Annotated in this window: 26 protein-coding genes; 17 read left to right on the top strand and 9 right to left on the bottom strand. The window is 65.1% G+C overall.

Annotated features, from left to right (window positions below; all coding sequences use genetic code 11):
- Positions 1 to 873 (bottom strand): BadF/BadG/BcrA/BcrD ATPase family protein, encoded by an 873-nt coding sequence (locus tag IGS61_RS04945; RefSeq protein WP_230538592.1) that lies wholly within the window; start codon positions 871 to 873, stop codon positions 1 to 3.
- 346 nt (positions 874 to 1,219) lie between these two features.
- On the opposite strand from IGS61_RS04945, the gene IGS61_RS04940 reads away from it, so the two are divergent.
- From IGS61_RS04940 to bufB, 9 genes are all read left to right on the top strand, one after another.
- Entirely contained in the window at positions 1,220 to 1,507 is a 288-nt protein-coding gene (locus IGS61_RS04940) for a hypothetical protein (protein WP_029496217.1), read from the top strand.
- 230 nt (positions 1,508 to 1,737) lie between these two features.
- Positions 1,738 to 2,262, top strand: a complete 525-nt coding sequence (locus IGS61_RS04935; RefSeq protein ID WP_230538591.1) for a hypothetical protein — start codon at positions 1,738 to 1,740, stop codon at positions 2,260 to 2,262.
- Positions 2,263 to 2,313: 51 nt separating this feature from the next.
- Complete coding sequence (locus IGS61_RS04930) at positions 2,314 to 3,948, top strand: ExeA family protein (RefSeq protein WP_230538590.1); 1,635 nt, start codon at positions 2,314 to 2,316, stop codon at positions 3,946 to 3,948.
- Position 3,949: 1 nt separating this feature from the next.
- Complete coding sequence (locus IGS61_RS04925; RefSeq protein WP_230538589.1) at positions 3,950 to 4,660, top strand: general secretion pathway protein GspB; 711 nt, start codon at positions 3,950 to 3,952, stop codon at positions 4,658 to 4,660.
- A 100-nt stretch (positions 4,661 to 4,760) separates the two neighbouring features.
- Positions 4,761 to 6,248 (top strand): alkaline phosphatase family protein, encoded by a 1,488-nt coding sequence (locus tag IGS61_RS04920; protein ID WP_230538588.1) that lies wholly within the window; start codon positions 4,761 to 4,763, stop codon positions 6,246 to 6,248.
- Positions 6,249 to 6,343: 95 nt separating this feature from the next.
- On the top strand, positions 6,344 to 6,868 hold the full coding sequence (gene mobB / locus IGS61_RS04915; RefSeq protein ID WP_230538587.1) for a molybdopterin-guanine dinucleotide biosynthesis protein B: 525 nt from the start codon (positions 6,344 to 6,346) through the stop codon (positions 6,866 to 6,868).
- Between the two features lie 57 nt (positions 6,869 to 6,925).
- On the top strand, positions 6,926 to 7,126 hold the full coding sequence (locus IGS61_RS04910; protein ID WP_071079054.1) for a YjfB family protein: 201 nt from the start codon (positions 6,926 to 6,928) through the stop codon (positions 7,124 to 7,126).
- Between the two features lie 221 nt (positions 7,127 to 7,347).
- Entirely contained in the window at positions 7,348 to 7,650 is a 303-nt protein-coding gene (locus IGS61_RS04905) for a BufA1 family periplasmic bufferin-type metallophore (RefSeq protein ID WP_230538586.1), read from the top strand.
- A 17-nt stretch (positions 7,651 to 7,667) separates the two neighbouring features.
- Positions 7,668 to 9,299 (top strand): MNIO family bufferin maturase, encoded by a 1,632-nt coding sequence (gene bufB, locus IGS61_RS04900; protein ID WP_230538585.1) that lies wholly within the window; start codon positions 7,668 to 7,670, stop codon positions 9,297 to 9,299.
- On the opposite strand, the gene IGS61_RS04895 is transcribed toward bufB, so the two are convergent.
- The 3 genes from IGS61_RS04895 to fumC all read right to left on the bottom strand — a co-directional run bounded on the left by IGS61_RS04895 (position 9,300) and on the right by fumC (position 11,425).
- Positions 9,300 to 9,587, bottom strand: coding sequence for a hypothetical protein (locus IGS61_RS04895; RefSeq protein WP_230538584.1), 288 nt, complete (start codon positions 9,585 to 9,587; stop codon positions 9,300 to 9,302).
- A gap of 125 nt (positions 9,588 to 9,712) precedes the next feature.
- The gene (locus tag IGS61_RS04890; protein WP_092798343.1) at positions 9,713 to 9,934 is read right to left on the bottom strand and encodes an RNA-binding S4 domain-containing protein; all 222 of its coding nucleotides are present in this window, start codon (positions 9,932 to 9,934) and stop codon (positions 9,713 to 9,715) included.
- Between the two features lie 96 nt (positions 9,935 to 10,030).
- Entirely contained in the window at positions 10,031 to 11,425 is a 1,395-nt protein-coding gene (fumC, locus tag IGS61_RS04885; RefSeq protein ID WP_230538583.1) for a class II fumarate hydratase, read from the bottom strand.
- A 172-nt stretch (positions 11,426 to 11,597) separates the two neighbouring features.
- Between fumC and IGS61_RS04880 the strand changes: the two genes are divergently transcribed.
- A complete protein-coding gene (locus tag IGS61_RS04880) occupies positions 11,598 to 12,728 on the top strand; it encodes a type IV pilus assembly protein FimV (RefSeq protein WP_230538582.1) in 1,131 nt (376 codons plus the stop codon).
- 416 nt (positions 12,729 to 13,144) lie between these two features.
- Here IGS61_RS04880 and IGS61_RS04875 read toward each other — a convergent pair whose 3' ends face one another.
- Both IGS61_RS04875 and IGS61_RS04870 read right to left on the bottom strand, forming a co-directional pair.
- Positions 13,145 to 13,396: a flagellar protein FliT gene (locus tag IGS61_RS04875; protein ID WP_230538581.1), complete on the bottom strand. Its 252-nt coding sequence runs from the start codon at positions 13,394 to 13,396 to the stop codon at positions 13,145 to 13,147.
- 224 nt (positions 13,397 to 13,620) lie between these two features.
- Complete coding sequence (locus IGS61_RS04870; RefSeq protein ID WP_230538580.1) at positions 13,621 to 14,448, bottom strand: HDOD domain-containing protein; 828 nt, start codon at positions 14,446 to 14,448, stop codon at positions 13,621 to 13,623.
- A 161-nt stretch (positions 14,449 to 14,609) separates the two neighbouring features.
- On the opposite strand from IGS61_RS04870, the gene IGS61_RS04865 reads away from it, so the two are divergent.
- The 3 genes from IGS61_RS04865 (at position 14,610) to IGS61_RS04855 (ending at position 17,725) form a co-directional block, all read left to right on the top strand.
- A complete protein-coding gene (locus IGS61_RS04865; RefSeq protein ID WP_230538579.1) occupies positions 14,610 to 16,667 on the top strand; it encodes a M13 family metallopeptidase in 2,058 nt (685 codons plus the stop codon).
- 70 nt (positions 16,668 to 16,737) lie between these two features.
- Positions 16,738 to 17,385, top strand: coding sequence for a class I SAM-dependent methyltransferase (locus IGS61_RS04860; RefSeq protein WP_230538578.1), 648 nt, complete (start codon positions 16,738 to 16,740; stop codon positions 17,383 to 17,385).
- Positions 17,386 to 17,539: 154 nt separating this feature from the next.
- Positions 17,540 to 17,725 carry a CsbD family protein gene (locus IGS61_RS04855; RefSeq protein ID WP_071324957.1) on the top strand — a complete coding sequence of 62 codons (186 nt, stop codon included), beginning with the start codon at positions 17,540 to 17,542 and terminating at the stop codon, positions 17,723 to 17,725.
- Between the two features lie 74 nt (positions 17,726 to 17,799).
- Here the strand turns inward: IGS61_RS04855 and IGS61_RS04850 are convergent, their stop codons facing one another.
- The 3 genes from IGS61_RS04850 to IGS61_RS04840 all read right to left on the bottom strand — a co-directional run bounded on the left by IGS61_RS04850 (position 17,800) and on the right by IGS61_RS04840 (position 22,464).
- Entirely contained in the window at positions 17,800 to 20,010 is a 2,211-nt protein-coding gene (locus IGS61_RS04850) for a S9 family peptidase (RefSeq protein WP_230538577.1), read from the bottom strand.
- Between the two features lie 189 nt (positions 20,011 to 20,199).
- A complete protein-coding gene (locus tag IGS61_RS04845) occupies positions 20,200 to 21,039 on the bottom strand; it encodes a PhzF family phenazine biosynthesis protein (protein WP_230538576.1) in 840 nt (279 codons plus the stop codon).
- Between the two features lie 33 nt (positions 21,040 to 21,072).
- A complete protein-coding gene (locus tag IGS61_RS04840; RefSeq protein WP_230538575.1) occupies positions 21,073 to 22,464 on the bottom strand; it encodes an MATE family efflux transporter in 1,392 nt (463 codons plus the stop codon).
- 188 nt (positions 22,465 to 22,652) lie between these two features.
- Here IGS61_RS04840 and IGS61_RS04835 point away from each other — a divergent pair, with 188 nt between their 5' ends.
- The 4 genes from IGS61_RS04835 to IGS61_RS04820 all read left to right on the top strand — a co-directional run bounded on the left by IGS61_RS04835 (position 22,653) and on the right by IGS61_RS04820 (position 26,303).
- Complete coding sequence (locus IGS61_RS04835) at positions 22,653 to 23,336, top strand: beta/gamma crystallin family protein (RefSeq protein WP_230538574.1); 684 nt, start codon at positions 22,653 to 22,655, stop codon at positions 23,334 to 23,336.
- 180 nt (positions 23,337 to 23,516) lie between these two features.
- A complete protein-coding gene (locus tag IGS61_RS04830; RefSeq protein ID WP_230538573.1) occupies positions 23,517 to 24,383 on the top strand; it encodes a beta/gamma crystallin-related protein in 867 nt (288 codons plus the stop codon).
- Between the two features lie 102 nt (positions 24,384 to 24,485).
- Positions 24,486 to 25,478, top strand: coding sequence for a beta/gamma crystallin-related protein (locus IGS61_RS04825; protein WP_230538572.1), 993 nt, complete (start codon positions 24,486 to 24,488; stop codon positions 25,476 to 25,478).
- A gap of 159 nt (positions 25,479 to 25,637) precedes the next feature.
- The gene (locus IGS61_RS04820; RefSeq protein ID WP_230538571.1) at positions 25,638 to 26,303 is read left to right on the top strand and encodes a beta/gamma crystallin-related protein; all 666 of its coding nucleotides are present in this window, start codon (positions 25,638 to 25,640) and stop codon (positions 26,301 to 26,303) included.
- The last annotated feature ends 60 nt before the right edge of the window (positions 26,304 to 26,363 follow it).

The raw sequence follows: 26,363 nt of genomic DNA, 5'->3' as shown, positions 1-26,363 counted from the left end.
TCATTGCTCCTGCAAGTGCTTGCGTATCAGGCGCAGGCCGCCTGCCGCCGAGTCGCCCTGTGCCGGCACGACCAGTTGCAACAGGGCCGCCGGCAGGTAGCCCGACAAGGGCGCCGCCAGGCCGCCGCACAGGGCCACGGGCAAGGTGCCGGCCGGGTCAAGCGCCCGCGCGATGAGGGCGATCTGCTGGCCCGCGTCGGTCAGGATGGTGTGCGCCACCACGTTGGTGGCCGCGTGTTCGAGCACCAGGCGCGCCAGTTGCGCAAAGTTGGTCTGGCTGGCGGCCGCCAGCCACACCTGCATGGCGTCGCGCTGGCCGCCGCAGGCGTCGATGATGGCCGTGGCGAAGGCGCTGCCGGGCACGCGCCCGTCGGCCACCTGTTGCGCGTGGTTGATGGCGCGCATGCCGATCCAGGCACCGCCCGCTTCGTCGCCGGAGGGGAAGCCCCAGCCGCCCACTTCGTGGCGGCTGCCGTCCGCGTGCAGCACTTCGCCCACGCTGCCCGTGCCGATGGCAACGATGACGCCCGGCTGGCCCGCATGCGCGCCCAGCAGGGTGGTCAGGGCATCCGATTCCAATGCCACCAAGGCATAGCCGGGATTGTGTTCGATGAAGCTGGCGGCCCACTGCTTGTTGTGCACGCCGGCCAGGCCCAGGCCGATGGCCATGCGCTGCAGGGGCGGCTGTTCCAGGCCGGCGGCGCGGAAGGCCAGGGTGACGGCGTGCGCCACGGAGGTCCAGGCCCGTTCGATGCCCAGGCCCAGGCCGGAAGGGCCGCTTTGTCCCTGCGCCAGTTCCTGGCCATCGAGGCGCGCCAGGCGTACGCGGGTGCCGCTGCCCCCGCCGTCGACGCCGATTATGTATTCGATCATGTGTGTGCAGTCCCGCGTATGGTTGGATGCGCCTGTCTCGTTTTTATTTGTCGGGCGGCGAAAAAGCTGAAGGCACTATATTGTTGCCTCGATGGCTAGTCAAGAGGTATTTAAGTGGTATTGTAAAATATTCTTGCGCTTGATGTGTCGCGCCCGGAAAGTTCGCCACAAGCTGTTGTTAATAAAGGAGTTTTTGTCGATTGAAAATGGTATTGAAATTGGCCTTGTTTAATGCCAATTTTTTCCCACTGGTCTGTGCCCGGTGTTGCGGTATTGCTTTTGTGCATGCTTGGCAAGGGACGCCATGAAGAGTAAAGTCGGCCTTTTACACCTGAGTTGGAAGAGCATGATGAACGACAAGGCAGCAAAGAGCGATTACTGGGACGACTGGCAGCAAGAGGCGCTGGCCGCCGGCGTGTCGGCGCCGCTGGCTGCGCTGGGCATGGAAATGATGCGCACGCACCGCAAGAACCGCTGGCCGAAGGATTTCCTGGGCCGCGAAAGCGATGGCCCGGTCATGATCGAGATGTGCCTGGAAGACGAGGCGGAAACGGAATTGTTCTTCATCGAGAACCTGTATCCCTACGATGCGGCGCTGATCGAAAAGACGCGCCGCCGCCTGTGCCTGCATTGATCCGGCACTGACGTACGACTGGAACGGCCGCCTTGCGCGGCCGTTTTGCTTTTCGGGTGGCATTTTCATGGGGGAGTGTCATAATGGCCCAGGCATTTCCGCCCAGGCATGGAGTAGATGATGAGCAAGGCACAGGACAGCAAGAAAGAAGCCAAGAAAGAACCGGCCAAGACCATGAAGGAAAAGAAGGAAGCCAAGAAGGTCAAGAAAGAAGAGCGCAAGCGCTGATCATGCGCCTGCGCCGTACCCTGACGCGCCCGTGGCGTGCGCCGGCCCTGCTGGCGGCGTTCGCCCTGCTGGGCTTTGGCGTGCCCGTGTCCGGCGTGCTGGCGCAGGCCAAGCCGGCGCCGTCCACGTTCGGGCAAGTGGTGGGCAATGCCGTGCTGTGCATCGACCATATCGACAACAAGGCCTTCTATGCCTACCTGCTGACGGCCTTCGGCCCCGCCTACAAGCATGAAGGGGGCGCCTACTGGTTCCGCACGGAAGCGACCCTGTGGGGCGCGCCCGTTACCGACGTGATCGTCAGCGACGATACCAGTCCCCTCGTCTTCATGGGCGTGGTGGCGGATTCGACACCGGAAAAGCTGGAACCGGCCATCCGCGGCGCCTCTGGCCTGCGTTTCAATAAACTCGACAATTCCGCCTTTCCTGTCCGTGGTTCCGTGCCTGGCAGTAAAATCGTCTACTTCCGTAGCAAGGCGAAAGTGTATTGCGCCAAATACAAGCCCTTGCCGCCCGCCCGCACCCGCTGAGGGTATTGGCTTGCCGCAGCGCATTTTGATCGTTTCATCCGCAGGGTCTCCATGTACACGCATTATTTCCAGCTCAAGCAATCGCCGTTTTCGATCGCCCCCGATCCGCGCTACCTGTTCATGAGCGAGCGCCACCGTGAAGCGCTGGCGCACCTGCTGTATGGCGTGGGCAGCGGCGGCGGCTTCGTGCTGCTGACGGGAGAGATCGGCGCCGGCAAGACCACCGTGTGCCGCTGCTTCATGGAGCAGATTCCGGAAAATTGCCAGCTTGCCTATATCTTCAATCCGAAATTGTCCGTCGAGGAATTGCTGCTGTCGATCTGCGAGGAATTCCGCATCGCCCTGGCGCCCGGCGTGGCCAGCGTGAAAGGCTATGTCGACGCCATCAATGCGCACTTGCTGGCCAGCCATGCGCAGGGCAAGAATAATGTGCTGATCATTGATGAAGCGCAAAACCTGTCCGCCGCCGTGCTGGAGCAGCTGCGTTTGCTGACCAACCTGGAGACGAGTGAGCGCAAGCTGCTGCAGATCATCCTGATCGGCCAGCCGGAATTGCGCGCCATGCTGGCCCGGCCCGAGCTGGAACAGCTGGCGCAGCGCGTCATCGCCCGTTATCACCTGGGTTCGCTGACGGCGGACGAGACGGCCAGCTATGTCCGCCACCGCCTGGCCGTGGCGGGCAGCACGGCGCAGACGCCGTTCGCGCCCCGTTTGATGGCGACCATCCATGCCTTGAGCAAAGGAGTGCCGCGCCGCATCAACCTGCTGTGCGACCGCGCCCTGCTGGGCGCCTACGTGGAAAACCAGCCCCAGGTGACGCGCCAGATATTGCGCCGCGCCGCCGAGGAAGTGTTTGCGGAAGAGGGCAAGCCGGCTGCCGGACGGGGCTTGCGCTGGCCGCACGTGGCCGGTGGCGTGCTGGCCGGCGCGCTGGTGACGGCTGCGCTGGCCTGGCATTTCATGCCGCACGCGCCTGCCACCGTGGCCGTGGCGAAAGCGCCCGCCGTGGCGGCGCCCGTTGCCGCCGCTGTTCCTGCGAAGGCGCCTGCGCCCGCACCCGCGAGCGTGCCGGACCGCAACGCCGTGCTGCGCCAGCTGGCCGCCCTGTGGGGCGAGCAGTTGCCGGCTGGCGACGCTTGCCAGGCGGGCGCGCGCGCCGGCCTGCGCTGTTTGCACAGCCGTGGCGGCATCGCCGAACTGCGCGTGCTGGACACTCCCGCCATGCTGGCCTTGCGCGATGCGGGTGGCACGGAACAGCCGGCGCTGCTGACGCGCCTGCAGGATGATACCGCCACCTTGATGCTCGATGGCAAGCAGATCAGCTTGCCGCTGGCCCAGCTGGCGCAGCGCAGCGATGGCAGTTTTACCACCTTCTGGCGCGCCCCGCGCGGCTGGCGCGATGAAGTGCCGCTGGGCGCCCGCGGCGCCGACGTGGACTGGCTGGCGCAGCGCCTGGCGCAGCAGCGGGGCTTGCCGGCGCCGGCCGCCAACCTGCCGCTCGATGCCGAGATGCAAGGCCAGCTGCGCGCTTTCCAGCAAAGCCAGAACCTGCGGGCCGATGGCCTGGCGGGCCCGAAAACATATATACGCCTGAGGCAACTGGGCGACAACGGGGAGCCGCGCCTGAGCGGTGCTGCTCCTGCCGTGGCGGCGCCCGCCGCGACGGCGATGGTGGCGGGGAAATAAGATGTCCTACATACTTGAAGCACTGAAAAAATCGCAAGCCGAGCGCCAGCTGGGCGAGTTGCCGTCGATCCACGCACCGCAAGTGCAGCTGCACGATGGCGCGGCATCCGGCACGGCGCGGCGCGCGCCCGTCTGGCTGGCGCTGGGCGGCGTGACGGTGGCCGTGGCTGCCGCACTGCTGCTGTGGCAGCCGTGGCAGGCGGGCGCGGCGGCGCCTGTAGCCGTACCTGTTCCCTTATCTGCTGCCGCGCCTGCCGTGCTGGCCCAGGCTGTGCCAGCGCCGATGCCGGCAGTCCCTGTGCCCGTGGCGGCCCCGCCAGCGGTCGCCGCGCCCGTGCCCGTGCCGCCGGCGGCCACCGCCGCGCCCGTACACCATGCCAGGCCCGTGGCGGAACCGAAGCAGGAAACGCCGGGACAGCCCGCGCCGCCGCCCGTAGTGGCCCCGCCCCCCGCAACGCCTGCTCCCGCGCCGCCGGTTGAAGAGGCCGTGCCCGGCATGCGCGACTTGCCCGAGCCGATACAGCGGCAAATTCCCCCGATCGCCATCGGCGGCTATATTTATTCGAAGAATCCGGCCGACCGTTTGCTGCTGATCGACAAGGTGCTGCGCCACGAAGGCGAGGAACTGGCGCCTGGCCTGGTGCTGGAAAAGCTGCAGCCGAAGGCGGCCATCTTCAGTTTCAAGGGCTACCGCTACCGCGTGCCGTATTGAGTTGTTGCACATCAAGGCAGGGGTACAGTAGCTGAATCATACTGGCCTGGCCTGGTCGAACCAGGATTGCCGCGTCCGTGCGCGCGGCCGGGGAGGTCCCATGATTGCTGCTGCCGGTGAGGGTGTGCTTGATGCGGATGCGCCGGAAAACCTGGCGCGCATCGAGCATATCGTCGTGCTGATGATGGAAAACCGTTCGTTCGACCACATGCTTGGCTACCTGAGCCTGGAAGGCGGGCGTGCCGATATCGACGGCTTGCAGGCCAGCCATGCCAACCTGCATGCGGGCGTGACGTATCCCGTGCACCATTTGCGGCGCACGGCCTTCGGCCCGCAGCAAGACCCGTCGCATACGGGCCAGTCGGTGGCGCAGCAATTGCAAAACAATAACGGCGGCTTCGTCGATGACTATGCGCAAACGCATCCGGGCGACCCCGACATCGACCTGGTGATGGGTTACTACAACGGGACCGACTTGCCCATGTACGATTTCCTGGCGCAGCAGTTTTGCGTCTGCGACCGCTGCTACAGTTCCGTGCCGGGCGCTACCTGGCCCAACCGTTTGTATGCGGTCAGCGGCAAGGCGGCCGGCAGCAAGGATAGCAAGCGCGTGCCCCTGTATGCGAACAAGTCCTTCGTGCGGCACCTGGACCGCGCCCAGGTCGGCTGGAAATTTTATTCCGCCTGGAAGCCCTGGAGCCTGGCCTTCAGCGACGACCATTACCGCTCGTCCGAGTGGTACGAGCCGTTCGGTTCCAGCGCGCGCCGCTATGGCTTCATCGGCGATGCGCTGGCCGGCACCTTGCCCCCGGTCAGCTGGATCGATCCGCATTTCTTTGAAAATGACGACCACCCGCCGGCCGATATCCGCGCCGGCCAGGCGCTGGTGGCGCAGGTCTACCAGGCCCTGTCGCGCGGTCCCGCCTGGGCGCGCACCTTGCTGATCCTCAGCTATGACGAGCACGGCGGCTTTTTCGACCATGTGCCGCCGCCCGCCGCCGCCGACGACGACCCCGCGTTTCGCCAGTATGGCGTGCGCGTGCCCATGCTGCTCGTGTCGCCGCTGATCGCGCCGGGCAGCGTCAGCCACCAGGTGGTCGACCATACGTCGATCATCAAAACCATCCTGCAGCGCTTTTGCCGCGCCGCCGATGGCAGCTTGCCCCAGATGGGCGCGCGCGTGGCGGCCGCCAGCGGCCTGGGCGCCGTGCTGACCCTGGCGCAGCCCCGCGCGGCGCCGGCCGTGCCCGCGACAGTGCTGGCGCAGCGCGCCGCCTGGGAAGCGGATGTGCGGGCCCGGGATTTCGCCCCGCTGGCGCCTGCCTGCCAGCCCGCCGCTGACCTGGCGACGGCTGGCGAGCTGGACGCTGCTGCCGCCGTGCCCGCGCTCTCCGATGCCGAGGCGGGCGCGCTTGCCGCGCATCGGCAATTGGCGCGCATGGCCAGGAATGTGCAGGCGCAGAATGGGAAAAATGCGGGGAGAAATGCGGGAAAAAATGCGGCCCAGCCGGCCGGCCGGCGCCAGCGCCAGGGTGGCAAGCCGGCGCCGGCCGGCGCCGGGAATGGGGGAAAATCCGGAGGCGCTTGATTTGGGCGATGAGCCTGGCACTGGGCAAGGCAATGCGCTGGGCAGTGCGCGGGTGGGGCTGCGTATAATCATTCCTTCTCAATCAAGGAGTGACCATGCACGATGCGATGCCCGCACACCCGGTACTGGGGGTGATCGGCCGTTCCGGTAGCGGCAAGACGACCCTGCTGGAATTTGTGGTGAAGGAACTGGCGGCGCGCGGCTTGCGCGTCAACCTGGTCAAGCACAGCCACCATGACCTGGCGCTGGAGCCGCCGCAAAAGGACAGCGCCCGCCTGCGCCTGGCGGGCGCGGCGGAAGTGCTGGTGGCGTCGCCGTATCGCTTTGCCATCGTGCATGAGCTGCGCGGCGCGCCGGAACCGAGCCTGGCGCAGCAATTGGCCCGCATGGGGCCGGCAGACCTGACCCTGGTCGAGGGCTTCAAGACGGATCCCATCCCCAAGCTGGAAGTGTTTCGCCCGGAAGTGGGTCAAGCGCCCCTGTATCCGCATGATCCGCATGTGATCGCCGTCGCCTCCGACAGCCCGGCACCGGACGATCTGCGCGAGGGCGTGCAATGGCTGGACTTGAATGCGCGCGAGCACGTGCTGGCCTGGCTGCTGCACAGGCTTGAAAAATAAGTTAAAGGTTTGCCGGCAGCATCCGTTAACAAGGGTAGAACCTCATTGGAGAAACGTATGGACGTCGCAAGCATTGCTCAACTGTCAACCACGATGGCGGAGACAGGCACGCGTCAAGCCGTCGGTTTGACTGTCCTGAAAAAAGCGCAGGATATTCAAAGTTCGACTGCCACTGCCTTGCTGGAAGCGCTGCCACCGATACAGTCGGCGCCGAGCCTGCCGGCTCACCTCGGTAACCGCATCAACACGACAGCCTGAGCGCAGGTCGGTAGCGCCCGTCCGGCGCTGGTCGTACCCATGCCCACACCACCGTCATCGACGGTGGCGCGTGGGCGTTTTTGTTTGTCTTTTCGCCTTCCTCCCGTCTCCGTTCGCCATGACCCGGCCGATTCAGTAGAATGACGTCCATCACCTCGCGTTGTCCATCGTGCAGCCCGGGGCGTGCCCACTTTACTTTGACCCATGCAAGAGGATTCCCCATGAACAAACGTCAAGCTCTCATCGCCGCCGCCCTCGCGGGCCTGTGCGCCGGCACCACCGTCAACGCGGCCGCCCACGATGGTCCCGCCCCCGGCGACAAGGAAAAATGCTATGGCGTGGCCAAGGCGGGGCAGAACGATTGCGCTTCGTCCGATGGCGCGCATTCCTGCGCGGGACAGGCGGAGGCGGACAACTTGCCCACGGAATGGGCATATGTTGCCAAGGGCACGTGCGAACAGGCGGGCGGCTCCGTGAAACCCGTCAAGGCCGCCAAGGCTGCCAAGCCGGCCACGCAGCCCTGAGCATCCGCCGTCCGCCCATGCCGCCGCCCGTCCTCGCGCTAGCCGGCGCCGGCGTCGGCTTGCGCGCGGCCCACTACCGCGACTTCCTGGCGCGCTGGCCCAAGGTCGGCTGGCTGGAAGTGCACACTGAAAATTATCTGCAGCCTTCGGGCTGGGACTGGCATGTGCTGCAAACCCTGCGCCAGGACTACCCGCTCAGCCTGCATGGCGTGGGCCTGGGTCTGGGATCCGTCCGGGGCTTTTCCGAAGCCCATCTGCAGCGCGTGCGCGCGGTGGTGGAAGGCATCGCGCCGGCCCTCGTGTCGGAACACCTGTGCTGGGGCGCCGTGGCGCAGCAGCAACTCAATGATCTGTTGCCGCTGGCCTTGAATGGCGCCGCCCTCGATTTACTGTGCGCAAGAGTAGGGCGGGTGCAGGATGTGCTGAAAAGGCCGATCTTGCTGGAGAATGTCTCTACTTACCTGCGTTTTGCCGACGATGCCATGAGCGAAGCGCAATTCCTGACGGAACTGGCGCGCCGCAGCGGCTGCGGGCTGCTGCTCGATATCAATAACCTGTATGTGAACCAGTGCAATCACGGCGAAGATGCCTTGGCGGCCATGCAAGCCATCGCGCCGGGCAGCGTGGGCGAGCTGCACCTGGGTGGACACCTGCTGACACCGCACGCCGTGATCGACCATCACGGCGCCGCCGTGGCCGATCCCGTCTGGGAGTTATATGCGGCCGCCTTGCAGCGCTTTGGCGCCGTGCCCACCCTGGTCGAATGGGACACGGATTTGCCGCCGCTCGATATCCTGCTGGGCGAGGCGGACAAGGCGCAAGCCATGCTGGCGCGCCACGCGCAACATGCGCCGTGGCACGCGATGCCGCCGCTGCCGTCACCGCCGCCGGCCGCGCCGCCAGGCGCGCTGGCTGCTGGCCAGCAAGCGTTCGCCACCGCCTTGCTGGATACTGAGGCAACATTGCCAGCGTTCGCGGGAGACGTGGTGCCGCAGCGTTTTTCACTGTACCGTGGCAACTTGAGCGCCGCCTGGCGCCGCACGCTGGCGCACGCCTATCCCGTCGTGCTGGCGCTGGTGGGCGAGGATTTCTTTGGCGGCCTGGCGCGTGCATACGGCCGGAAGATGCCATCCGATAGCGCCGATTTGAACCAGTTTGGCGCCCGTTTCGCCGATTTTCTTGCTGCGTTCCCGCCTGTGGATGAGCTGCCTTACCTGCCGGACATGGCGCGCCTGGAATGGGCCTTGCACCTGGCCCATTACGCGGCCGATGCGCAGGCACTGGCGCCCGAGTCGCTGGCCGCCTTGCACCCGGATCAGCTGGAAGCGCGCCGTTTTACCCTGCATCCCGCTTGCGCCTTGCTGGCGTCCGGCTGGCAGGTGGCGGCCATGTGGCAGGCGCATCAGGAGGGGGACGGTTCGGGGATCTTTCCGCAAGATCTGCAGGTGGCCAGCCAGGCGCTGGTGTGCCGGCCGCGCTGGAAGGCGCAGGTGCTGGTATTGGATGTGGCCGCGCATGCCGCCTTGCAAGCCTTGCGGCAGGGGCAGACGTTCGGCGCCGCGCTTGATGCGGCGTTCGAGCTGGATCCGGCCTTCGACCTGGCCGCGCACTTGCGCCAGTGGCTGGCGCATGCGGTGCTGGTGGCGTAACTATGACTCGAAGGCCCGCAGCAGACGCGCTTCGCCCGTCTGATCGCGGTACAGGGCATTCGCGGCCAGGGTGGCGTCCATCATGCGGGTGACTTGCTCCTCTTCAAAGCGGGCAAGCTCGGCAGTGGCCGCAACGAGGGCCAGTTGCAGCCTGGCACGCGCACTCTGGTACAGGCTGCTGGTATATTTGTCTGTGTTGCGCAGTAATTCTTCCGCGTTTTCTATTACCTGGCGCAAGTCGCCGATCAGGCGTTCCTGGCTGCGCGTACCTTGTTCGGGATGGTCCATGGCGCTTCCCTTCTGCAATCGATATTTATCTGACAATAACGACGTGTCGCAGCTTGACTTGGGCAGCCGGGCTGGCAGGGGTGCTGGCTGGACGCATGGGGCTGCTTTCGCACCCCATGCCGGTATCAAACGGGGCCGACGACCGTGATACGGATATCGCCCACGCTGACCACCTGGCCGGCGCGGATCTTGGCGGTCTTGCGCAATTCCTTCTTGCCATCGACCTTCACCACGCCGCTATCGACCATGACCTTGCCTGCGCCACCGCTGTCGCACAGGCCGACCAGCTTCAGCAGCTGGTTCAGCTCGACGAACTCGGATGTTAAATCAAAGCTTACTTTTTGCATTGTATCCCTTATTGCAACGATGTGTTTTAAACACTGAATGACAGTGTCAACTAAGGTCATAGTTTACATGAAGCGAGGGGGAATGCAGGCTGAGCCTTAACTTTTGTTGGGCTGCGTCATCTCCAGGGGAACGATCCATGCACTGAATTGCTCTTCCGTCACAAAGCCCAGGGCCAGCGCCGCTTGTTTCAGGGTCGTGCCTTCGTGCTGGGCCTGTTTGGCGATTTGCGCCGCCTTGTCGTAGCCGATGTGCGGTGCCAGCGCCGTGACCAGCATCAATGAGCGTTCCATCAGTTCGGCGATGCGACCACGGTTCGGTGCGATGCCGTGCGCGCAATGCTCGTCGAAGCTGCGCATGCCGTCCCCGAGCAGGCGCGCACTTTGCAGGAAGTTGTGCGCGATCAAGGGCTTGAAGACGTTCAGCTCGAAATTGCCCGAGGCGCCGCCCACCGTGATGGCCACGTCGTTGCCGAATACCTGGCAGCACAGCATGGTCAGCGCTTCGCACTGGGTGGGATTGACCTTGCCCGGCATGATGGAGCTGCCCGGCTCGTTTTCGGGGATCGTGATTTCGCCGAGGCCGGAACGGGGGCCGGACGCCATCCAGCGCACGTCGTTGGCGATTTTCATCAGGGCCGTGGCCAGGGTTTTCAAGGCGCCATGGGCGGCGACCAGCGCATCGTGGGCGGCCAGGGCGGCAAACTTGTTGCTGGCCGTTTCGAAAGGCTGGCCCGTCAGGCGCGCCAGTTCGGCAGCGATGCGGCCGGCAAATTCCACGTGGGCATTCAATCCCGTGCCGACGGCCGTGCCGCCGGCGGCCAGCTGCAGCAGCGGCGGCAACGCTGCCGTGATGATGTGCTCGGCAAAGTCCAGCTGCGCCACGTAGCCGGAAAATTCCTGGCCCAGGGTCAAGGGCGTGGCATCCTGCAAATGGGTGCGGCCGATCTTGACGATGTCGGCAAATTCCGTCGCTTTCGCGTCGAGCGTGGCGCGCAGCTGGCGCAGCGGCGGCAAGACGGTGTGGGCGACGGCCAGCGCGGCCGCCACGTGTATGGCGGTGGGAAAGATGTCGTTCGATGACTGGCCCAGGTTGACGTCGTCGTTCGGGTGCAGCAGGCGCTCGGCGCCGCGCAAGCCGCCGATCAGCTCGGAGCCGCGGTTGGCCAGCACTTCGTTCATGTTCATATTGCTTTGCGTGCCGGAACCCGTCTGCCAGACGGCCAGCGGGAATTCCCCGTCATGCTTGCCGGCCAGTACTTCGTCGGCCGCCTGCGTGATGGCGATGGCTTTTTTGCCATCCAGTAATCCCAGGTCCAGGTTGACGTGGGCGGCCGCGCGCTTGACGGTGGCCAGGGCGGCGATCAGTTCGGGCGGCATCTTTTCCGTGGAGATATGGAAGTGCTCAAGCGAGCGCTGCGTTTGCGCTCCCCAAAGCCGGTCGGCGGGTACGTCGATCGGGCCGAAACTGTCGCGTTCGATTCTGCTACTCATGGCATCCCTTTCATCGATGGAGGTGGATCGAGTGTACTCCAGACGTCAAAAAGGCACAGGATGATGCTGTATTGCATCATTTTTGCCTTGGCTCATCTATATTTTTGCGATTTCCTGCCGTTAAAGACAGGCGAGTCTCCATTATTTATCTTGTTATCAAAGCGATCAGTCCATGCAGAGCAGCATCTTTCCCCGTTGGTCCCTGATCGCGTGCGCCGCCGCCAGCCTGGCCTTGCCGCCCGTGATGGCGGCCGAACTGGGCGACATGGCCGTGCTGTCGCACGTGGGCCAGCCCTTGCTGGCCGAGATCGAACTGACGGCGCTGGCGCCCGAGGAAGCCGGCGGCGTGGCCGTGCGCCTGGCTTCGCCCGATGTATACCGGGGTGGCGGTATCGGCATGGACGCCGCCCTGCAAACCTTGGCGATCAGTCCGTTTGAACGCGGTGGACGCCACTATGTGCGCGTGACCACCCGGCAAGCGATCCAGGCTGGCCACGTGCATCTGTATTTGTTGCTGGGCAGTGGTAATGGTGCCGTCGTGCGCCTGGGCACCTTGTGGCTGACGCCGGCGCCGCCCGCTGCCGCCAGTGCGCCAGCCAGGCAAGCTGTTCCGGCGCCCGCGCCAGTGCCCGCGCTCATGCCTGTAGCGCCGCCGCGCGCCGTGGCCGGAGCGCCGCCGCCCGATGCTGCCGCGCTGGCGGCCCGCGCGCGCGCCGAGGGACTGGTGCGTCCGGCCCGCGTGTTCGTGCCGCCGCCCGCCGCGCCTGCGCCAGCCGCTCCCGCGCTGCGTCCGCCGCCGTTGCGCCGCGCCACGGCGCCCGTGGCCGCCTGCGCGCCGCAGGCCGATGCCGGGCAGGCGGCAGCGTGCGTGGCGCTGGACGAGAAAAATACGGCCCTGAATGACAAGCTCGGCGAATTGGAGGGCAAGATCGGCGCCTTGCAAAAGGCGCTGGCGCTGCCTGCCGCCGCGGCCGTGCCGCCTGCTGCCGCCCCAGCCGTGGCGGAAGCGCCCCATGCCAAGCCCAAGCCCCTGCACGCGGCGCCGGCTGCCGACAAGGAAAAGAAGCCGGGTGGCAACGGCTTGCTGTGGCTCGGTGTCGGCACCTTGCTCTTCCTGCTGGTGACGGCGCTCATCGCGTATGCCGTGCGCAAGCGCAGGCAAGGGGCGGGGCCGGGCACGCCGTCGAAATACTGGGTTTTGCTGCGCAAGCCGTTCAGCCGCAGGAAGAAGGAGGTGCCCGTGCTGACGGAAGCGGTGGAGGAGGAAGCGGCCGCGCCGGAAGCGGAGCCGTTCTCGCGTTAATGCCGCTGCAAGGGCGCACTCCAATTTGATATAAAAAAAGATATTGAAAAAATACATGGGAACGCTTGCCAATCACGTTGCCTGTTTCTTAAAGATGGTGCTATGATTAATTCAGTGGACTTGCTCTACGACAAAACAGCCCCAGCCTGGCGCAGTCACCAACGATAGTGTGGCGCGGCAAACAGGTGTAGCGTTGCATAAACGCCTGGGTCTGGAAGCGGTTCGCGATGCCGACGATGTGCTCGCGAACGCCGGATGCAACCGGCAGCGAGGCGACGCCAGGAGATACCTGGGGCTCGCCTTCCAAATTCCCCTCCTTGCTTTTTGGGCGCCGCAGATGGCGCGCTCCCTGGCACGGCGGCAGACGTAAAAAAAGCACCCTCGGGTGCTTTTATCGTTTCTGATGCGGCTGCTTCTTACATGCGGGCGCGCGATCCCGGCATGACGTTCGACAGCTGCGTCATCCACGGTTCCGTGATGGCGCGGATTTCGCGGTCGTTTGCCAGGATTTGCTTGAGCAAATCGATCTTGCGCTGGCGCGAGGCGCCGGCCTGGGCAGGCATGCTGCCCGCCATGGTCGCGCTGGCGGCGCTGGCGCACTGGTTTTCCAGGGTATCCAGGCCATCCCAGTCGCTCGAACGTGCGGCCACGACCATTTTGTTGGTCATTCCTGCAATATTTTCATACATCGAGAGAACGTCGTTGGAGGTCATGAGCACACCCGTAACTAGTGAATGGATTACCGCTTGTCTAGATTAACGGCGGGTCCAACGGGAACTTGAGGGTGTTTTTGAAAAAAAAGTGAAAATAATTTGCCTGATTTTGGCGTGCCGCCGGAATCGCCCGCAAACCCGCATGGATGCTGGGGGTGGCGATACCGGCAGCGGTGGATTTATTTGACGAGTTCTTCCAGCCCTGCGCTCAGTTCGGCAGGTGGCGGCATCTTGTCGACCAGCACGGAGGGCGGCAAACCCAGCGCTTCAGCCACTTCATTCGGGTAGCAGGCGATGATTTCTTCATTGCTCAACGCATTTTCCTCGATGCGCGCGCGCCAGGCGGCCAGGTGGATGATGGCGGCCAGGCGGTTCAACGGCGCCTTGGCCAGCGGATCGGGAAAGGCGGCGATGGCCTCGGCAAAGGCGGGCGGAAACTTCCAGCGGCGCGCCAGTTCGGCGCCCACTTGCGCGTAGTCATAGCCCAGCGATACCCGTTCCGCATCGAGCCGGCGCGCATCGAGCGGCGGTGCGATCTTGTCGAGCTGCATGGCTTGCTCGGGCATGACGGCATGGATAACCAGTTGTCCGATCGCATGCATCATGCCGATGGTGAACGCCAGGTCCTGGTTGTCACCCGTCTGCCTGGCGATCCAGCGGGCCGACACGGCGCTGTGCAGGCTGTAGCGCCAGAACTGTTGCAGATTCAGTCCGGGCACGGTCTTGAATCCGCTGACGAGGCCCGAGCTGATGACGAGGGTGCGCACGGTCACAAAACCGAGCATCAGCACGGCGTCTTCCACCGTGCCGATGCTGCGCGAGACGTGGTAATAGGCCGAATTGGCCAGCCGCAGCAGCTTGGCGCTCAGCACAGGATCCGCGCTCAGCTGGCGCGCGATGTCTTCGGTGGCACAGGCGGGGTTGTCGAAACTGCGCACCAGTTCATCGACGATCTTCGGGGCGGCGGGCAGGGCGTGGGGATGCTGGAACAGCGCTTCCAGTTGCATGGCAATCTCCTTGGCGTTCGCGCGGTACGGGGTCGTGCAACTATATGCTGATTTTTTGTCCGCATGCAAAAAAGTTCAGGAGCGGATTTTGGGCGGGAAACAGGCTATGATTTCAGCCCTGGTTTCAGCTCATTTTCAGCTATTTCATCGAAAGGATCGCCATGCACGGTTTGCGTTTTTCCTGGTCCCGGACGCCAGTCCAGGCCGCCATCGTCCTCGCCCTGGCCGGCGCCTCGCTGACCGGTTTTCCCGCCCAGGCGCATGGCCAGCAGGCGGCCGTGCCCGCTGCCGCGAAGACCTTGCCCGGCGACGATTTCTACGATTACGTGAATGGCGACTGGCTGCGCAGCACGGAAATTCCCGCCGACCGCAGCAGCTGGGGCTCGTTTGCCATCCTGTCCAACGCCACCAACGAACGCATCATCGGCCTCGTCGAGGGCCTGGCCGCTACGCCGCAGGCGGACGCGTCCGCGCGCCAGGTCAGCGATTTTTACCGTTCCTGGATGGATGAAGCGGCTATCGAAGCGAAAGGCTGGGCGCCGATCAAGCCCTTGTTGACCAAGATCAATGGCATACGCGACCGGACGGGGCTGGCCCGCGCGCTGGGTGAAAGCTTGCGCGCCGATGTCGATCCGCTCAACGCCACCAATTTTTATACGGAAAACCTGTTCGGCCTGTGGGTGGCGCAAGACTTGAACGACACCACGCGCAACGTTGCCTACTTGCTGCAAGGCGGCCTGGGTTTGCCCGACCGCGCCTTCTACCAGGGCGACAGCGCCCGCATGCAGGGCTTGCGCGCGGGCTATCAGGCGCATATCGCCGCCATGCTCAAGCAGGCCGGCTACCGCGATGCACCGGCCCGCGCCGCGCGCGTGTTTGCGCTGGAACAACAAATTGCCGCGAGTCACGCCAGCCGCGAGGATTCGGCCGATGTCGTCAAGGGCAACAACGCGTGGCACGCCGCCGACTTCGCCAGCAAGGCACCGGGCCTGGACTGGAAAGCCTTCTTCCAGGCGGCAGGGCTGGGCCAGCAGACGGATTTCATCGTCTGGCACCCGTCGGCCATGACGGGCAGCGCCGCGCTGGTGGCGAGCGTGCCGCTGGCCACGTGGAAAGATTTCCTGGCCTTCCACGCGATCAACCATTTCAGCACCACCTTGCCGAAGGCGGCCGCCGACCAGCGCTTCGCCTTCTATGGCAGCACCCTGAGCGGCACGCCGCAGCAGTCGCTGCGCAGCAAGCGCGCGCTGGCCGCGACGAATGCGGCCCTGAGCGACGCCGTCGGCAAGCTGTACGTCGAGCGCTATTTCCCACCGGAATCGAAAGCCCGCGTGCAAGACATGGTGACGAATATCGTCGCCGCCTTCTCGCGCCGCATCGACAAGCTGGACTGGATGGCGCCGGCCACCAAGGCGCAGGCGCAGGAAAAACTGCAAACCCTGTACGTGGGCGTGGGCTACCCGGAACGGTGGGAAAACTACGCGGGCTTGCGCGTGGTGCGCGGCGATGCGCTGGGCAATGTGCAGCGGGCCGAGCAGTTTCATTACCGGCAGGAACTGGCCAGGCTGGGCCAGGCGCCCGACCGCAAGGCCTGGGCCATGCCGGCGCAGCTGGTCAACGCCGTCAACTTGCCGCTGCAAAATGCGCTCAATTTCCCCGCCGCCATCCTGCAGCCGCCATTCTTTGACCCGCAAGCGTCCGACGCGGCCAACTATGGCGGCATCGGCGCCACCATCGGCCACGAGATCAGCCACAGCTTCGACGACCAGGGCGCGCAGTTCGACGCCCAGGGCAAGTTGCGCGACTGGTGGACGCCGGCCGACCTGGCGCATTTCCAGACGGCATCCAAGCAGTTGGTGGCGCAGTTCGCCGCCTACAAACCGTTCCCCGACCTGGCCGTGAATGGCCAGCTGACCCTGAGCGAAAACCTGGCCGACCTGGCCGGCGTGGCGGCCGCGCATGATGCGTTTGCGCTATCGCAACAGGGCAAGCCGGCGCAGGCGGACGCCGACCGCGATTTCTTCATCGGCTACGGCGTCAGCTGGCGCAGCAAGGCGCGCGAAGCGGCGGCGCGCCAGCAAATCCTCACGGATGGCCATGCGCCGGCGCAATACCGCGCCGCCACCGTGCGCAACCTCGACGCCTGGTATCCGGCCTTCGACGTCCAGCCGGGGCAGCAGCTGTACCTGGCGCCGGAACAGCGCGTGCGCGTCTGGTAGACAATGTGGACGGTGCCGGACGCGCAATGCGCCGGCGCCGTAAAATGGCGTGATTACTGATTGGAGCGCCATGAAGCCGACCTCGCAAGACCAGCAAGATCCCATCCACGCCATCACGGGCCGCACCCTGGCCCATTACGACGCCAGCGCCGAGCAGTTTTTCGAAGGCACGCGCGACCATGACGTCAGCCAGAACATTAGCGCGCTGCTGAACGCCATCGGCAAGCCCGCACCGCTGGCGATTCTCGACCTCGGTTGCGGCCCCGGCCGCGATCTGAAGGCGTTTACGGGCCTGGGCCACCATGCGACGGGCGTCGATGGCTGCCCCCGTTTCGTCGGGATGGCGCGCGCCTACAGCGGCTGCACCGTGTGGCAGCAGGATTTCGTCGACCTCGATTTGCCGGCCGCGCACTTCGACGGCGTGTTCGCGAATGCCGTGCTGTTCCACGTGCCCAGCGCCGCCTTGCCCGGCGTGCTGCGCGCTTTGTACGCGTGCCTGAAACCGGGCGGCGTGCTGTTCAGCTCGAACCCGCGCGGGCAGAACCAGGAAGGCTGGAATGGCGCGCGCTACGGCAGCTACCACGACGAAGCGACGTGGGCCGCCTACGTGCAGGCGGCCGGCTTTACCCTGGTCGAGCAGTACTACCGTCCGCCGGGCTTGCCGCGCGAGCAGCAGCCGTGGCTGGCCACCGTCTGGCGCAAGGATTTGACGGCCTGATCGACGATGTTGGCACTGTGTTAGGAACCGTACAGAGCCTTTGATCCCCACTGCGTACTATGGACACATCGACACGCAACAAGCAGCGTGTGAGCCGCAGTACCGGCCCTGATGGGCTGGACAACAGATGTACCAACTACAGTGAGGATCCATCATGAACAAAGATCAAGTCGAAGGTAAACTGAAGGAAGTCGGCGGTAAAATCCAGGAAGCCGCTGGCAAAGTCGTCGGTAGCGAAGAACAGCAAGCCAAGGGCCTGGCAAACCAGGTCGAAGGCAAAGTGCAGAAGAAAGTTGGCGATGTGAAAGAGGCGGTGGAAACTGTCACGCGCAAGCCATAATTTCTGCTCCAGTATAAAAAAACCGCCGCCTGTCGCAAGACAGGCGGCGGTTTTTTATTTGATACAGCGCAAGCTTACTGCGCTGGCTTCATCAGGTTTTGCTTGAAGAACAGCTCGATTTTCTTGTACACGTGGCGCTGGCCGGCGCGCGACGAGATGCCGTGCTTGGCGCCCGGATACGTCATCAGGTCGAATTGCACACCGCGGTTCACCAGCGCGTCGATCAGTCGCGTGCTGTTGCTGAACAAGACGTTGTCGTCGGCCATGCCGTGCACCAGCAGCAGCGGCGACTTCAGACCGTCGAGGTGGGCGAACACGGTGCTGGCCTTGTAGCCGTCCACGTTTTCCTTCGGCATGCCGAGGAATTGCTCCGTGTAGTGGGTGTCGTACAGCGACCAGTCGGTCACGGGCGCAACCGACACGCCCATGGCGATCTTGTCCGATGCTGCCGACAGCAGGCGCAGGGTCATGAAGCCGCCGTAGCTCCAGCCGAAGACGCCGATGCGTTTAGGATCGACGAAGCTTTGCTTGCCCAGCCAGTCGATGCCGACCAGCTGGTCCGCCACTTCGGCCGCACCGAGGTTGTGATAGATGGCGTCCGTGAACGCGCGCTCGCGGCGCGACGAACCCCGGTTATCGAGGCGGAAGACGACGAAGCCCTGCTGCGCCATGTACTGGTCGAAGTTGTTGCCCCAGCGGCGCGCCACGTGCTGCGAGTGCGGGCCGCCATACGTCGACAGGTAGACGGGGTAGCGCTTGCCCGCGTCGAAGTTCGACGGCTTGACGATCGAATAGTGCAAGGTCTGGCCATCGTTGGCCTTCAGGGTGCCGTACTCGGTCGGCAGGTGGTCGGCCTTGTACTTGGCGTATGGATGGCCGGCGTTCAGCGCGTTTTCTTCCAGCCAGCCCACCATGGCGCCGTCCGGACGGCGGATGCTCACCTGCGGCGGCGTGGCAGGGTCGGAATACGTGTCGACGAAGACTTCGCCGTTGCGCGAGAACGTCGTGTCGTGCCAGCCGTCGGCCTTGGTGACGCGCTGCGGCTTGTCGGCCGTGCTGCCATCGAGGGCCAGGGCGTAGGTCTGCTTGTCGATCACGGCGTCGCGGTTCGACGACACGAACACTTTACCCGTCTTCTGGTTCACGGCCAGCACGCTGTCGATGCCCCACTCGCCGGAAGTGACAGGGTGCAGCAGCTTGCCGCCCATGTCGTACAGGTACAGATGGTTGCGGCCCGTGCGCTCGGACGACCACAGGAAGGTGCCGTTCGACAGGAAGCGCAGGTCGTCATGGATGCTGACCCAGGTTGTCGACGTTTCCGTCAGCAAGGTGCGCTGCGCCAGGGAAGCCGCATCGACGGCGACCAGGTCCAGGGTCTTCTGGTCGCGCGACTGGCGCTGGTAGACGAGCGACTTGCTGTCCGCGCTCCAGTCGGCGCGCACCAGGTAGATGTCCGGGTTCGTGCCCAGGGCCACCTGGCGCTGCGCGCCCGTTTCCGGCGAGACGATCAGCAGTTGCACCAGCACGTTCTGGTCGCCGGCGGCAGGGTAGCGCTGTTCCACGACGTCCGTGCGGTCGGCGAAGATTTCGAAGCGGCGCACGACGGGCACGGGCGCTTCGTCGTAGCGTTTATAGGCGATGGCGGAATCGTCCGGCGCCCAGTAGTAGCCGGTGCGCTGGCCCATTTCTTCCTGCGCCACGAATTCGGCTTCGCCGTTGCGGATCGTGCCCTTGCCGTCGGTCGTCAGCTGGCGTTCCTTGTCCGTCTTGAGGTCGATCACATAGATGTTTTGATCGCGCACAAACGACACGTAGCGGCCTTTCGGCGAGATTTTCGGATCGAGCACATTGCCCTTGGCGACCAGGCGCGCCTTGTCCGGGTGGGCCGCGTCGACCAGGTACAGATTGCCGGCCAGCGGCACCAGCAGCTGCTTGCCATCGGGCGACCAGCTGTAGCTGAGAATGCCGTTCAGGCTGGCCGTGCGCTCGCGTTCGCGGCGCGCCTGCTCTTCGGGCGAAATCGTTTCATTCGGCACCAGCGCCTTCGAGTCGATCAGGCGGTGCGTGCTCTTGTCCTTCAGCTTGAATTCCCACAGGTCGAGCTGGAACTGGTTGTCGGCGCGGCCGCGCAGGAAGGTGACGCGCTCGCCATCGGGCGAGACCTTCAGGTTGCGCACGCCGGGGCCGGCCAGCGCCGGATCGGCGTGGATGCGTTCCAGGGTCAGCTTTTCAGCCGATGCGGGAACGCTGGCCATCGCGGCCAGGAAACAAAGAATAAAACGCATGGATGTCTCGGTAGTTGGAAGGGAAGGGCACTGCATGTTAAGGCGAGCTTGAGCGTTGCCTAAGCGTAAGACGATACCAGAGCGTGCCTGTTTATGCGATAGCCCATGCCACGGAATATGGCGTTCCTGGCCATATTTCCTTCGTCAAAAATGTCCAGCAGCCGCCCATTCCATGGCGCTTTGCCCCGTTCAGGCCAATATCGTGCCTTCGATTACCGTCAGGCATGCGCCGCCTATCCAGGCGTGGCCATCGCGGAAAGTCACGGACACGCGGCCGTCGCGCTGCAGGCACGTGCCCTGGCGGACCGTGTAGTCGGCGCCCGCCAGCAGGTGCGCGATGCAGGCGTTGGCGCTGCCCGTGACGGGGTCTTCCACCAGCGCGCCATGCTCGCTGAGCAGCGCGCGCACTTCGTAGTCGGCCGGCCCGCCTGCGCCGTGCGGGCCGTACAGCGCCAGGCCGTCGGCGCCGGCGGCGGCCAGCAATGGCGTCAGCGCGGCGATGTTGGCGCGCACGGCCAGGCAGGCGGCGGCGCTGGCCAGCGGCACGCACAGCCAGCGGATGCCCATGTCGGCGATGGTGGCGCCAGCGGCCGGTTCTCCGCCCAGCGCCGTTTGCAGCAGCGGCAGCAGATCCGGGGCGAGCGCGCGCGTGGCGCAGGGCGGCGCCTGGAACGCCAGCACGCCGCCGGCGCCGCGTTCTATCTGCACCAGGCCGACGCCGCATTCCTGCACGATGCGCGCCCCCTTGGGCTGCATGCCCGCATCGAGCAGGGCGTGCGCCGTGCCCAGGGTCGGGTGGCCGGCGAACGGGAATTCCATCTCGGGCGAAAAGATCCGCACGCGGTAATCGGCGGCCGGGTCGCGCGGCGCCAGCACGAAGGTGGTTTCCGACAGGCCCGTCCAGCGCGCGATGGCCTGCATCTGCGTGGCGTCGAGGCCATTCGCGTCCAGCACGACGGCCAGCGGATTGCCCGAGAAGGGAACCGTGCTGAAGACGTCGACTTGCCTGAAGGGGCGTGGTTGCGGCATGGTGTGCTCCTTGTGCATGGGGTGCTCCTTGTCTCAGGCTGCGCGCAGGCGCTGCAGCGACAATCGGTTCAGATACCAGGTCAGCAGCACGGCCGCCACCGTCAGGCCCGTGACGAGGCCGATCCAGAAGCCGGCGGCGGCCATCGGTTCGGCCGGCGACCAGATGAAGCCTTGCGGCGCGAGGCCCAGCACATAGCCGATCGGCAGCGAGAAGCCCCAGAAGGCCAGCAGCTGGATCAGCATCGGCTGGCGCGTCACCTTGTAGCCGCGGATGGCGCAGGAAGTGGCCACCTGCGTCGCGTCGGACAGCTGGAACAGGGCGGCGAACAGCAGCAGCTGCGCGCACAGGGCCTGCACTTGCGGGTCTGACGTGTAGGCTTGCGCGATCTGGTGGCGGAAGACGGTGATCAGGGTGGCCGAGACGATGGCCGCCGTCAGCGACATGGCCACGCCCACCCACGAGATGAAGCGCGCGCGGCGCAGATTGGCTTCGCCCACGGCATGGCCCACGCGCGTGACGAGCGCGATGCCGAACGTGAGCGGCACCATGAAGACGACGGACGAGAAATTGAGGGCAATCTGGTGCGCCGACACCTGGATCACGCCGAAGCGCGCCACCAGCAGGCTGATGACGCCGAACGCGCTCACTTCGGCAAAATACGTGACGCCGATGGGCAGGCCCAGGCGCAGCATGGGGCCGATGGACGACAGCTGCGGCCCTTCCCAGTGCGTGAACGGATACGTGGCGCGGTAGGCGGGCGCGATCCGGATCCACGCCAGCATGGCCAGCAGCATCATCCACACGCAGCAGGTGGTGGCCACGGCGCAGCCCACGCCGCCCAGTTTCGGCATGCCCCAGTGGCCGTAGATCAGCAGGTAGTTGACGAAAATATTCAGCGCCAGCGCGGCCAGCGCGATGACCATCACGGGCTTGGTCTGGTTGATGCTGGTGCTGTAGCCGTACAGCGCGCGGTAGGCGGCGAACGGCGGCAGCGCGCAGCTGATGATGTGCACGAACAGCTTGGCCTTGGCGGCCACCGCCGGTTCGAGCATCAGGTGGTCGAATACCAGCGCCGCCATGTTCGTCAGCAGGCAAGCCACCAGGCCGACCAGCAGCGCCTTCCACAGCGACTGGCGCACGATGTGCGGCACCCGGTCGTGGCGCGCGGCGCCGATTTCATGCGCCACCAGCGTATTGATCGCCATCATGATGCCGCTCACGGTGACGAGCACGATGGACCAGATGGCCGCGCCCAGCGACACGGCCGCCAGCTCTTCGGGATTGGTATGGCCCGTCATGGCCACGTCGGCCGCGCCCATGCCGACGGTGGCCAGCTGGCCGATCAGGATGGGCCAGGCCAGTTTCCACAGCGAGGAAACTTCATTGCGGACGGCGGGCAGGGTGAACGAGGTCGTGTGTGGCATGTGCGGCAAGCTTGACTAAACACAAGATTCTACCGGCATTCGCCGTGCTTGTCCGACGCGGCGCCCCCGGCGCCCGCCACGGTAATCATTTGTTACAGCTAAGAATGCCAGTCGCGGATAGACTGCGCGCTCTATTTGGCAAAATGACCAAATAGTCAACCGCAATACCCTGACTATGGAGCAAGACCATGCTGAAACACACCCTGAGGTGCGCCCTGTTGCTGGGCGCCGCCATGACGGCCGAACTGGCCGGCGCCGGCGAACTGACCCTGTATTCGCGCGACGATTATCACGGCCGCTCGCAGACCGTGCGCGACGCCGTCGCCGACCTGGAAACCCTGCGCTTCAACGACACGACGCAAAGCATCCGCGTGCGCTCGGGCCGCTGGGAAGCGTGCGAGGAAGCCGATTTCCGCGGCGATTGCTTCCTGCTCGAGGCGGGCGAGTACCCGTCGCTGGACGGGCGCGCCAACAAGATCACGTCGCTGCGCGAAGTGCGCGGCGGCTGGGGCGGTCATCCGGGCCGCGACCGCGATTGGGAGCGCGACCGCGAGCGGGACCGCGACTGGGACGGCCGCCGCGAGCGTGACCGCGAGCGCGGCCATTTGCCGGGGCGTTCGCTGGGCGGCGAGCTGACCTTCTATACGCGCGACGATTTCGCCGGCCGTAGCTTGACCGTGCGCAATAGTTCGGCCGATTTGCGCGAACGCGACTTCAACGACACGGTGCAAAGCGTGCGCGTGCGTTCGGGCTACTGGGAAGTGTGCGAGGACGTGGGCTTCCGCGGCCGCTGCCGCACCCTGGAACCCGGCGAATATGCGAGCCTGGAGCGCATGAGCAACCGCATCTCGTCGGTGCGCGAAGTGCGCTGACGCGGGTCGCCCGGCAAGGCAAATGGCAATGGCAGGCTCCCGCGGGGGCCTGCCATTGCTTTTGGTAACAATTTATTGTGCTTTTCGCATACTTTGTTACACCGTTTTTTCTGCAGATGGCTACACTGGCATCAGTTGTCATGTCGATCACTTGCCTTTGCCGCCACCGGAGACCGCCCCATGAATCGCCCGTTCGCTTTTGCCCTGCTGTGCGCCAGTTCGCTGTTTGTCCACCTCGCGGCGCAGGCCGGCGAGATTCGCCTGTACACCGACGATAATTTCAAGGGCAGGGTGGTAGTCTTGCGCGATACGACCGATGACCTGTCGCGCGTCAATTTCAATGACACCGTGTCGAGCATCCAGGTCGAGTCGGGCAGCTGGGAAGTGTGCACGAATTCCGATTTCAAGGGCGATTGCAAGACGCTGGAACGGGGCGACTACCGCTCGATGCCGGGTATGAACGACAAAATTTCATCCGTGCGCGAAGTCGGCGGCAGCGGCAGCAGCGGCGGCGGCCGCCGCGCGGCACTGGAATTGTATGCGGACGGCGGCCAGCGCGGCGCGTCGGCCGGCATCAACGCGGACCGCGACGACCTGGTCGACATCCGCTTCAACGACCGCGCCAGCAGCGCGCGCATCGAATATGGCTACTGGCAGCTGTGCAGCGATTCCAACTACCGCGGCAGCTGCCGCGTGTTCGGGCCTGGCGGCCACGATGACCTGGGCAGCCTGAGCGGGCGCGTGTCGTCTGCGCGCCTTGTCGATCCGCGCGAAGAGAACCGTCCGCAAAATAACGAGGGACTGGTGGTGTTGTACGGCCGCGCGTTCCTGAAGGGTCCCGGGCTGCAGGTGAACCGCGACGTCAGCGACCTGGTGCACCTGAACTTCAATGACCAGGCCGCCTCCATCGCCATCCACGAAGGCACCTGGGAAGTGTGCTCGGACTCGCAGTTCAACGGCAGCTGCGAGCGCATGGGGCCGGGCAAGTATGAAACCCTGGGCGCGACGCTGGAAAAGCGCATTTCCTCGCTGCGTCGCCTGTACTGAGCGCGCGACCGGGCCTTCGCCGAGGCCTTGTATTTGTTACACTAACACCCTGGCGCAATCGCCAGGCAAATCATCACCAAAGAATGAAGAATGGAGTTAATCATGACGGGCCCTCTCAAACACGCGCTGGCATGCGCGGCGACCTTGCTGCTCTCGCTGGGGGCGCATGCGACCGCCCATGCGGGCGATATCACCTTGTTCGAAGACGTTGATTTCCGTGGCCGCGCGGTGAACCTGCGCGAGACGACGGACGATCTGTCGCGCTTTGGCTTCAACGACAAGGTGTCGAGCATCCTCGTGCGTTCAGGCACCTGGGACGTGTGCACCGATGCCGGCTTCCGCGGCAGGTGCAAGACCCTGGGGCCTGGCGAGTACAGCTCGATGCCCGGCATGAACGACGCCATCAGTTCGGTGCGCGAGTCGGGCCGCGGCGATGGCAACAATCCGGGACGCCCGGGACGCGACCCTGACCGCGGCAACGGCGGCTATGGCCGTGGCGGCTCGCTGGAAGTGTATTCGGGCGCGGGCCAGAATGGCGGCTCGGCACGGCTGAACCGCGATACGGACGATTTCGTCAGTATCGGCTTCAACGACCGCACCACCAGCATCGTCATCCATAACGGCTACTGGCAGCTGTGCAGCGATTCGAACTACAACGGCGTGTGCCGCATCTTCGGCCCTGGCCGCCACGACGACCTGGGGCGCGGCCTCGACGGGCGCGTTTCGTCGGCGCGCATGGTCGACGAGCGCGAGGCGCGCCGCCAGCAGCAATACGATAATCAGTACCAGCGGCCGCAGTACGACCAGCCGCAGTATCCGCAATACCAGCAGCCGCAATACCAGCAGCGCGGCGCCGTCCTGCTGTTCCCCGAAGCGGGCATGCGTGGCGAACCGCTGGCGCTGGACCGCAATGCGGAAGACCTGGTGCGCTACAACTTCAACGACCGCGCCTCGTCCATCGTCGTCAACGAGGGCCAGTGGGAAGTGTGCAGCGATTCGAACTTCCGTGGCCGCTGCGAAGTGATCGGGCCGGGCGAATACGGGCGCCTGAACAGCATGGAAAACCAGATTTCCTCGCTGCGCCGCGTGCGCTGACCGCGCCTTGACGCCATGCGGACAGGCCGCCTGCCGGGAATGCCCCGCCAGGCGGCTTTTACATTCCCAGCCGTGTGCTGACATTTGCTTGCCCTTTGTTACACTCGCCGCCTGCCGCCTGGACTACACTGGCGAAAATGTCTCAGTATTGGAGTTGTCATGGTTCGATCTTTCCGCCCTGCGCTGTTGTGCGCCGCCACCTTCCTCGCCCCGCTGGCCGCCTTCGCGGGCGAAATCACCCTGTTCCAGGATGCCGGTTTCCGCGGCCGTCCCGTGACCCTGCGTTCCGACACGGGCGACCTGTCGCGCATGGGCTTTAACGACAAGACCTCCAGCATCATCGTGCGCTCGGGCACCTGGGAAGTGTGCAAGGATGCCAATTACCGGGGCAACTGCCGTACCTTCGGACCGGGCCGCTACGACAGCATGCCGGGCATGAACGACGCCGTTTCCTCGGTGCGCGAAGTGGGCCGCCCGGGCCACGGCGGCGGCGACCACCGTCCCTACCCGCCGCGCCCCGAGCGTCCTCATCCCGGTTATCCCGGCCACGGCGGCGGCCACCGTCCGGACATGAATGGCGCCGTGCTGCTGTTCCCCGATGCGGGCATGCGCGGCCGGCCCGTGCGCCTGGACCGCGAAGTGCATGACTTGAGCCGCTATGGCTTCAACGACCGCGCCGAATCGGTCGTCGTCAACTACGGCCGCTGGGAATTCTGCGTCGACGCCAATTTCCGCGGCCGCTGCGTGGTGATGGGGCCGGGCAGCTACGGCCGCCTGCACGGTGGTCTGGACCGCCGCATTTCCTCGCTGCGCCGCGTGCGCTGATTCCGCTGCCGGGCAGCGTCGTATTGTGCGCACGCTGTCCAGCGACTAATTCGTGTACTC

This window comes from Janthinobacterium sp. FW305-129 (genome assembly GCF_020858115.1).
GTDB lineage: Bacteria > Pseudomonadota > Gammaproteobacteria > Burkholderiales > Burkholderiaceae_D > Janthinobacterium.
Note: the sequence above shows the minus strand (reverse complement) of the source record. Positions and strands in the feature narration are given on the sequence as shown.

What these genes read in the sequence shown, in the direction of transcription:
- IGS61_RS04945 (WP_230538592.1), bottom strand. Translation starts at nt 873, where the DNA reads ATGATCGAATACATAATCGGCGTCGACGGCGGGGGCAGCGGCACCCGC.
- IGS61_RS04940 (WP_029496217.1), top strand. Translation starts at nt 1,220, where the DNA reads ATGATGAACGACAAGGCAGCAAAGAGCGATTACTGGGACGACTGGCAG.
- IGS61_RS04935 (WP_230538591.1), top strand. Translation starts at nt 1,738, where the DNA reads ATGCGCCTGCGCCGTACCCTGACGCGCCCGTGGCGTGCGCCGGCCCTG.
- IGS61_RS04930 (WP_230538590.1), top strand. Translation starts at nt 2,314, where the DNA reads ATGTACACGCATTATTTCCAGCTCAAGCAATCGCCGTTTTCGATCGCC.
- IGS61_RS04925 (WP_230538589.1), top strand. Translation starts at nt 3,950, where the DNA reads ATGTCCTACATACTTGAAGCACTGAAAAAATCGCAAGCCGAGCGCCAG.
- IGS61_RS04920 (WP_230538588.1), top strand. Translation starts at nt 4,761, where the DNA reads ATGATTGCTGCTGCCGGTGAGGGTGTGCTTGATGCGGATGCGCCGGAA.
- mobB (WP_230538587.1), top strand. Translation starts at nt 6,344, where the DNA reads ATGCACGATGCGATGCCCGCACACCCGGTACTGGGGGTGATCGGCCGT.
- IGS61_RS04910 (WP_071079054.1), top strand. Translation starts at nt 6,926, where the DNA reads ATGGACGTCGCAAGCATTGCTCAACTGTCAACCACGATGGCGGAGACA.
- IGS61_RS04905 (WP_230538586.1), top strand. Translation starts at nt 7,348, where the DNA reads ATGAACAAACGTCAAGCTCTCATCGCCGCCGCCCTCGCGGGCCTGTGC.
- bufB (WP_230538585.1), top strand. Translation starts at nt 7,668, where the DNA reads ATGCCGCCGCCCGTCCTCGCGCTAGCCGGCGCCGGCGTCGGCTTGCGC.
- IGS61_RS04895 (WP_230538584.1), bottom strand. Translation starts at nt 9,587, where the DNA reads ATGGACCATCCCGAACAAGGTACGCGCAGCCAGGAACGCCTGATCGGC.
- IGS61_RS04890 (WP_092798343.1), bottom strand. Translation starts at nt 9,934, where the DNA reads ATGCAAAAAGTAAGCTTTGATTTAACATCCGAGTTCGTCGAGCTGAAC.
- fumC (WP_230538583.1), bottom strand. Translation starts at nt 11,425, where the DNA reads ATGAGTAGCAGAATCGAACGCGACAGTTTCGGCCCGATCGACGTACCC.
- IGS61_RS04880 (WP_230538582.1), top strand. Translation starts at nt 11,598, where the DNA reads ATGCAGAGCAGCATCTTTCCCCGTTGGTCCCTGATCGCGTGCGCCGCC.
- IGS61_RS04875 (WP_230538581.1), bottom strand. Translation starts at nt 13,396, where the DNA reads ATGACCAACAAAATGGTCGTGGCCGCACGTTCGAGCGACTGGGATGGC.
- IGS61_RS04870 (WP_230538580.1), bottom strand. Translation starts at nt 14,448, where the DNA reads ATGCAACTGGAAGCGCTGTTCCAGCATCCCCACGCCCTGCCCGCCGCC.
- IGS61_RS04865 (WP_230538579.1), top strand. Translation starts at nt 14,610, where the DNA reads ATGCACGGTTTGCGTTTTTCCTGGTCCCGGACGCCAGTCCAGGCCGCC.
- IGS61_RS04860 (WP_230538578.1), top strand. Translation starts at nt 16,738, where the DNA reads ATGAAGCCGACCTCGCAAGACCAGCAAGATCCCATCCACGCCATCACG.
- IGS61_RS04855 (WP_071324957.1), top strand. Translation starts at nt 17,540, where the DNA reads ATGAACAAAGATCAAGTCGAAGGTAAACTGAAGGAAGTCGGCGGTAAA.
- IGS61_RS04850 (WP_230538577.1), bottom strand. Translation starts at nt 20,010, where the DNA reads ATGCGTTTTATTCTTTGTTTCCTGGCCGCGATGGCCAGCGTTCCCGCA.
- IGS61_RS04845 (WP_230538576.1), bottom strand. Translation starts at nt 21,039, where the DNA reads ATGCCGCAACCACGCCCCTTCAGGCAAGTCGACGTCTTCAGCACGGTT.
- IGS61_RS04840 (WP_230538575.1), bottom strand. Translation starts at nt 22,464, where the DNA reads ATGCCACACACGACCTCGTTCACCCTGCCCGCCGTCCGCAATGAAGTT.
- IGS61_RS04835 (WP_230538574.1), top strand. Translation starts at nt 22,653, where the DNA reads ATGCTGAAACACACCCTGAGGTGCGCCCTGTTGCTGGGCGCCGCCATG.
- IGS61_RS04830 (WP_230538573.1), top strand. Translation starts at nt 23,517, where the DNA reads ATGAATCGCCCGTTCGCTTTTGCCCTGCTGTGCGCCAGTTCGCTGTTT.
- IGS61_RS04825 (WP_230538572.1), top strand. Translation starts at nt 24,486, where the DNA reads ATGACGGGCCCTCTCAAACACGCGCTGGCATGCGCGGCGACCTTGCTG.
- IGS61_RS04820 (WP_230538571.1), top strand. Translation starts at nt 25,638, where the DNA reads ATGGTTCGATCTTTCCGCCCTGCGCTGTTGTGCGCCGCCACCTTCCTC.